This is a genomic window from Levilactobacillus spicheri DSM 15429 (assembly GCF_001435095.1).
Taxonomy (GTDB): Bacteria; Bacillota; Bacilli; order Lactobacillales; family Lactobacillaceae; genus Levilactobacillus; species Levilactobacillus spicheri.
In genome coordinates, this window is sequence record NZ_AZFC01000016.1 from 258079 (window position 1) to 264078 (window position 6000).

At 58.1% G+C, this 6000-nt stretch carries 7 protein-coding genes and 1 tRNA gene; 2 read left to right on the plus strand and 6 right to left on the minus strand.

Going from position 1 to position 6000, the window contains the following annotated elements; genetic code table 11:
* Positions 1 to 178: 178 nt before the first annotated feature.
* Positions 179 to 1108 (plus strand): 3-hydroxyacyl-CoA dehydrogenase, encoded by a 930-nt coding sequence (locus tag FD37_RS06945; protein WP_056964371.1) that lies wholly within the window; start codon positions 179 to 181, stop codon positions 1106 to 1108.
* A 108-nt stretch (positions 1109 to 1216) separates the two neighbouring features.
* On the opposite strand, the gene FD37_RS06950 is transcribed toward FD37_RS06945, so the two are convergent.
* Positions 1217 to 1798, minus strand: a complete 582-nt coding sequence (locus FD37_RS06950; RefSeq protein WP_056964372.1) for a TetR/AcrR family transcriptional regulator — start codon at positions 1796 to 1798, stop codon at positions 1217 to 1219.
* A gap of 128 nt (positions 1799 to 1926) precedes the next feature.
* Here FD37_RS06950 and FD37_RS06955 point away from each other — a divergent pair, with 128 nt between their 5' ends.
* Entirely contained in the window at positions 1927 to 2841 is a 915-nt protein-coding gene (locus tag FD37_RS06955) for an SDR family oxidoreductase (RefSeq protein WP_056964375.1), read from the plus strand.
* A 407-nt stretch (positions 2842 to 3248) separates the two neighbouring features.
* Here the strand turns inward: FD37_RS06955 and FD37_RS06960 are convergent.
* The 5 genes from FD37_RS06960 to nadE all read right to left on the minus strand — a co-directional run.
* Positions 3249 to 3333 (minus strand) — tRNA-Leu (locus tag FD37_RS06960).
* A gap of 87 nt (positions 3334 to 3420) precedes the next feature.
* Positions 3421 to 4302, minus strand: a complete 882-nt coding sequence (gene thrB, locus FD37_RS06965; RefSeq protein WP_045806977.1) for a homoserine kinase — start codon at positions 4300 to 4302, stop codon at positions 3421 to 3423.
* Between the two features lie 13 nt (positions 4303 to 4315).
* Positions 4316 to 4801 carry a SprT family protein gene (locus tag FD37_RS06970; protein ID WP_045806976.1) on the minus strand — a complete coding sequence of 162 codons (486 nt, stop codon included), beginning with the start codon at positions 4799 to 4801 and terminating at the stop codon, positions 4316 to 4318.
* A 77-nt stretch (positions 4802 to 4878) separates the two neighbouring features.
* On the minus strand, positions 4879 to 5313 hold the full coding sequence (locus FD37_RS06975; protein WP_045806975.1) for a hypothetical protein: 435 nt from the start codon (positions 5311 to 5313) through the stop codon (positions 4879 to 4881).
* Positions 5314 to 5329: 16 nt separating this feature from the next.
* On the minus strand, positions 5330 to 6000 hold a 671-nt coding region (gene nadE, locus FD37_RS06980; protein ID WP_056964377.1), incomplete at its 5' end, for an ammonia-dependent NAD(+) synthetase.

The window sequence follows — 6000 nt, forward strand, 5'->3', positions numbered from 1 at the left end:
TGAAAACGATTGCTAAGTGGAATTGTTATATGTTTGTCACACAAGGCGTCGGGCCGCCCGTTTGCCGGTTAGTAAGTGTGTAAATTGACACAAGCTTCCGGTCATAGAAAGCGCTACCAAAGATGCTATACTCCAGCTACCGTTAAGACCTTTGCCAACCAACCTAGGAGGAGATCTCATGACCACCATTCAACGTGTTACCGTCGCCGGCAGTGGGGTTTTAGGCAGTCAAATCGCGTACCAAGCCGCTTACCGGCACAAGGACGTCACGGTCTACGATATCAGTGAGGCGGCCATCGAACAGGCCCAGCAGCGGATTGAAAGCTTGCGGGCACGCTACCTGCACGACCTGCACATCGACGATGCCGCCTTCGATGATGGGCTGACTCGCATCCACTACGCGACCAACCTGGGGCAGGCCGTGGCCCAGGCCGACCTGGTGATCGAAGCCATCACGGAAAAACCCGCCATCAAGCACACCTTCTACCAAGAACTCGCCCTGGTCGCACCAGCCCAGACGATCTTCGCCAGCAACTCGTCGACCCTGGTGCCTAGCATGTTCATGGCCGACACCGGCCGGCCCGAGAAATTCCTGAACCTGCACTTCGCCAACCAGGTGTGGCTGAACAACACCGCTGAAATCATGGGTTCCCCGCAGACCGCACCCGCCGTCTTCGATGAGGTGGTCGCCTTCGCCGGGGAGATTGGGATGATCCCGATCCCGTTAAAGAAGGAACAGCCGGGCTACATCCTCAACTCCCTGCTGATTCCCTTCCTGAACGCCGGACTGGCGCTGTGGACCAACGGGGTCGCCGAGCCCCAGGTCATCGACAAGACCTGGATGAAGGCCACCGGCGCACCGATGGGACCGTTCGCCATCCTGGACATGATCGGCATGCGGACGCCGTACCACATCATCCTGACCAAGGCGACCCGCGAAAACGACGCGGTCATGCTGGCCGCCGCCGACAAGCTCAAGGCGATGATGGATGCCGGCAAGTTGGGCGCCGAATCCGGCGAGGGCTTCTACACGTACCCGGACCCCGCCTTCCAGCAATCCAGCTTCCTGCAGGCCGAATCGACCGACCAGGTCCTGGCGCCTGAGTGAACCACTCAGCCGTAAAAATAGCTAAAAACAGACAGTCACCTCTCAGACCGAGAAGTGACTGTCTGTTTTTGTGGATCTAAAGGTGACGTGACTCTTTTTCAACACCAATCAGGCTAACCGGATGGCATCCCAGATCAGTGAGTAGAGCGCGTCAAAGGTAACCGCTTCTGGCGCCGTCACCCCATTTTTGACGTTCGTCGTATGGGTGTGGATCACGGCAAACACCAGGCTCATGAACAGGTTGATCGGCAACGGCTTTAAGACCCCCGCCGTCACCCCGGCCGTCAAGAGCTGCCCGACCACGTTGTTCGGGTCGTCCGCCCCGACCGTCAGTGCCATCCCCTGGCCCTTCAGGGACTTGATCTGTTGTAACAGCGTTAAACTGCCCGGGTGCGCCAACGAATAATCGTAGACCTGCTGCACGTACATCCGAATCCGTTCCGGCAAACTGATCCGGGAATCCGCCAACGCGGTCAACGCGGTGGTGCTAATGATTCGCTGGGTCTCCCGCTGATAAACGCTGTCGATCAACGCCTGCTTATTTTGAAAGTACAGGTACACATTGGACTGGGCAATGCCGACCTGTCGGGCCACCTTGGTGGTTGAGACCCCGGCCGGCCCCTCCTTGAGGATGATGGCCGCCACGGCGTCTTGAATTTTAGTTTGTTTACTCATATCTTTCTTTTTCATGGTTTCAGTATAAAAGATAACTATATCCTTTTCAAGGTTGACAAAGATAGAGTTATCTTTTATGATATGAGTCGTTAAAAGATAGCCTTATCTTTTTAAAAATAAATCAAAAATTCGAGGTCATTCACATGAAAATTACGTTATTAGGGTCCCTGGGCACAATCAATCGAATCGTGATTCCCCGGTTAGTCCAAGCCAATCACCACGTCACGGTCGTTACCACGACCCCCCAACGTCAGGCCGCCATCGAAGCCCTGGGCGCCCACGCGGCCGTGGGCACCATGCAGGACGGCGCTTTCTTGGCCCAGACCTTTACCGGGCAGGACGTCGTGTACCTGATGCTCTCCGGTGGCGTGGGCAACGACCCGTTTACCAGCGCTGAGGCCCAGGCCCAGATTTGGAAACGGGCCTTAGTGACCGCCGGCGTCCGAAACGTGGTCAATCTTAGCAGCGTTGGCGCCGATGCGGACGAGGTCGCTGGTTCCCTGCACGCCTATAACCTGATTGAAGGCATTCTCAAAACCATCCCGCACCTCAACCTGGCGTTCGTGCGGCCGACCGGGTTTTACGCCAACCTGTTTGCCAACCTGGCGACCATTCAGGCCAATCACGCCATTTACGCCAATAACGCCCCGGACCTGGAGCAAGCCTACGTGGCCCCCGTTGATATCGCCAACGTGGTGCTGCCGTTACTGACCGCCACTCCGGCGGGGATCAGCGTTCACTACGCCTTCAGCGACACCTTTACCGGGCAGGACTTTTTGCAGGCGTTGCGGCCGGCCCTGAACTTACCCGATCTTAAGTGGATCCAAATTTCCGATGAACAGTACCTGGAGAATCTGACGGCACATGGCGTTCCCGCTAAGATTGCGGCGGCCCTGGTCCAGACGAGCCACTATCAACGCCATCCCGAACAGGTCTACGCGGATCTCAAGGCGCGCCACACCCCGGCCGGCCACGTCAAACTAGCCGACTTCGTCCAAACCTACGTGGCGGCGTACCGCGGTCAGGGGGACCATCATGCCCATACGTTGGCGGACTAAGGCTGGCTACAAAAAAGTCGCGATTCTGCGTTGAACACACAGGACCGCGATTTTTTTCGATGATTCTGATTCTGCCAAAAACTGACGAGTTTTAAAATCAAGTTAGTCACTGGTTCTAATACAAAGTAACAGTTACGACGCGTAATACTTGCTGATCAAAAAACAATGGTGGCATTGCCTTGTCCGTTTTGTCGACGACTGTTTTCCTGCTAAATACGTGGAAAAACACCGATGCCACTCCACTATGGCGGCCATTAAGACGAAATGGCAGGATAATCACCATCGTCACGGCCCAACTGAGCGAAAGCAATCGACAACTTCCACTAGTATCTAGTCTGTCTATTGCAAAACAAAAAGACCGGTAATCAAAGGTTCACCCTTGATTACCGGTCGACTCAATATATTTATGCGGCCAAGAAGATTCGAACTTCCACCGGGATTACCCCGACAAGATCCTTAATCTTGCGCGTCTGCCAATTCCGCCATGGCCGCATTAACTCACAAGAAATAGTATACCAAACGATTTTCACACTGGCAACATTTTTTGCAAGTTATTTGAGATTTCATGCCAAAAAACGGCTAAGCGTCGGTCAACACGGTCGCGCCATCGGGATCCAGTGGGATGATCCGCAGACTCCCCGGCAGGTTCTTCTCGGCCAGCTTATGCCGCAGGAGCGTCAGCTTGCCGGAGTCCGCCAAGGTGACCACGGTCGGGCCGGCCCCACTCAGGTAGGTGCCGACGATGCCCAACTCGTGGGCCGCGTCCCGAATCTGGTTCAGCTCGGGCACCAGCTGCGAGCGCGCCTGCTCGTGGAACTCGTCACGTTCGATCATCTGCGCGGCCAGGTCCCAGTTTTTCTCCAGTAACGCCGCCACCAACACGTTGGCCACGCTGCTGGCGTGCACCGCCGTCTCAAAGGCCACGTTCTTGGGCAACGCCTCGCGGCTCTTGCGGGCCAGTAACTTCTGTCCGGGAATGAAGACCAGTGCCGACAGTGCCGGCAGCGGCAGCTTCAACGCCGTCGCCTGGCCGTCGACCACGGTCGCCACGGCCGCCTGGCCCATCAAGGCCGGGGCCACGTTGTCGAGCGCCCCGCCGACCTTGACCGCCCAGTTCAGCTGGTCATTGAGGGAGAGATCCATCTCGCCCAGTTCGTTGGCAATCTTGATGCCGGCGATGATGGCGCTGGTCGAGCTGCCCAGTCCCCGGGAGACGGGGATGTCGGACATCACCGTCAACTGGTGCGGCTTCAGCTGTGGGTTGACCTGCAGCGCCGCTTGGACCATCAGGTTATGCTCGTCCCGGGGAATCTCCGTGCCCAGCGCGTGGTTCACCCGCCACGCTTCCGTACGCTCTTCGATGATCACCGTTAAGTAAAGGTGGAGTGCGGCCCCGATGGAATCGATCCCGGGACCCAGGTTCGCCGCCGTGGCGGGGACCCGAATGATTGTTTTACCCATAAGTCTATTCTCCTTATCCCGCCGGCCGGGTCGTGGCACTCACGACTCCCTGCCAGCGTAACTTTCCGCGACACCGCCCGCACACCATCCGCCGGGTATCGACCCGCCGTAACCGGTAGTAGCGTTGCCCGCAGTGGGTGCACACGTACAGCTGCCAGTCCCGCAATTTGGGCGTTCGCCGGGTCACGGGCGCCGGGGCGTACCGCAGCCCGCCCACGTGCTTGAGCAGCTGTTGGAAGGCCTTGGTCCGGTGCTGTCCCGATTGGCCCGCCAGGTGCAGGTGGTAGTGGCACAGTTCGTGCTTGATGACCCCTTCCAGGGTGGCCTGGTCGTGCTCCGTCAACATCTTCGGGTTGATCTCGATGTTGTGGTCGCGCAACCGGTAGCGGCCCCCCGTCGTGCGTAACCGCGCGTTAAAGGTCGCGTGGTGCTGAAATGGTCGGTCAAAATACTGCTGGGAGAGGTGTTCCACTAAGTGTTGCAATTGTTCATCTGTCACGTTAACTCCTCCTCAGCGGCCCGACCTCGAGAAACCACGAAGGGCGCCCCACTGGTGTGAAGCGCCCCGCGCCCACCTTACATGGGACTGGTCATAATTCGTTGCATCATACTCGTGACCTTTTCCATGGCATTTTCCTGGGTCTTCTCGGCCGCGTTAAAGGCTGCTTCGTCGACGGTCGCCGCTTCGGCGTTGATGCTATCCGTCATGGCTTGGCAACCCTCAGTATAGTTCCGAAAAGCCGCGACCAAAGTTTTGTGTTTGCCCAAAATTCTAACGGGCGCACTGGCCTGTTGCAGTTGATTCAGCTTGTCCGTGTAGCCGTCCGTTCCCTTTTGAAAGTGGGCCTTGATGGCCGCCAACTTCTCGGACCCCAGGTCGGCCACGGCGCCATCTTCTAAGGCTTGCCGGATGACTTCGAAGTCGTCGTTCATGTCGTTGGCTTCATCCTCGGTCCCCTGTAAAACGCTGGACAGGACGGGTAAATAACTATTCATATTATTCTTTCGCATGTGTCAGGAACTCCCTTTAGTTGGTTTCCCGCCAGAACGTATCGTACACGTTCACGGGCAGGTGACGCTTATGGGCCGTCTTGTGGTACCAGTTCTCGATGGTCTCGGCGGCGTGGTCACTGACCGGCTTCCCTTCCAGGTAGTCGTCGATGTCCTGATAACGCACGCCCAGGGCCACCTCATCGGGTAGCGCCGGCCGGTCGTCTTCGAGGTCGGCCGTGGGCACCTTGCGGTAGAGGTGTTCCGGTGCGCCCAAGAACTGCAGCATCGCCGCCCCCTGGCGCTTGTCCAGCCGCCAGAGCGGACAGATATCGGTGGCCCCATCCCCGTACTTGGTGTAGAACCCGGTCACGGCTTCGGCGGCGTGGTCGGTCCCCACGACCGCCCCCGCCCGGGCTCCGGCGATGGCGTACTGGGCGATCATCCGTTGACGGGCCTTGATATTGCCCTTGTTGAAGTCACTGATGGTGACCCCGTTCGCGGTGACCGCGGCTTCCATGGCGTCGGTGGCCGGTTGGATGTTGACCCGTTGGACCTCATCGGCGTTCATGAAGTCGATGGCGGCCATGGCGTCGGCCTCGTCGGCCTGCTCACCGTACGGCAGCCGCACGGCGATGAACTTGTAGTCCGCCTTGCCGGTCTCGCGCCGAAGTTCCGTGACGGCCTGTTCGGCCAGGGCCCCGGCTA

Coding starts and splice junctions, on each gene's coding strand:
- FD37_RS06950 (WP_056964372.1), bottom strand. CDS start 1,798: ATGAAAAAGAAAGATATGAGTAAACAAACTAAAATTCAAGACGCCGTG.
- thrB (WP_045806977.1), bottom strand. CDS start 4,302: ATGGGTAAAACAATCATTCGGGTCCCCGCCACGGCGGCGAACCTGGGT.
- FD37_RS06955 (WP_056964375.1), top strand. CDS start 1,927: ATGAAAATTACGTTATTAGGGTCCCTGGGCACAATCAATCGAATCGTG.
- FD37_RS06945 (WP_056964371.1), top strand. CDS start 179: ATGACCACCATTCAACGTGTTACCGTCGCCGGCAGTGGGGTTTTAGGC.
- FD37_RS06975 (WP_045806975.1), bottom strand. CDS start 5,313: ATGCGAAAGAATAATATGAATAGTTATTTACCCGTCCTGTCCAGCGTT.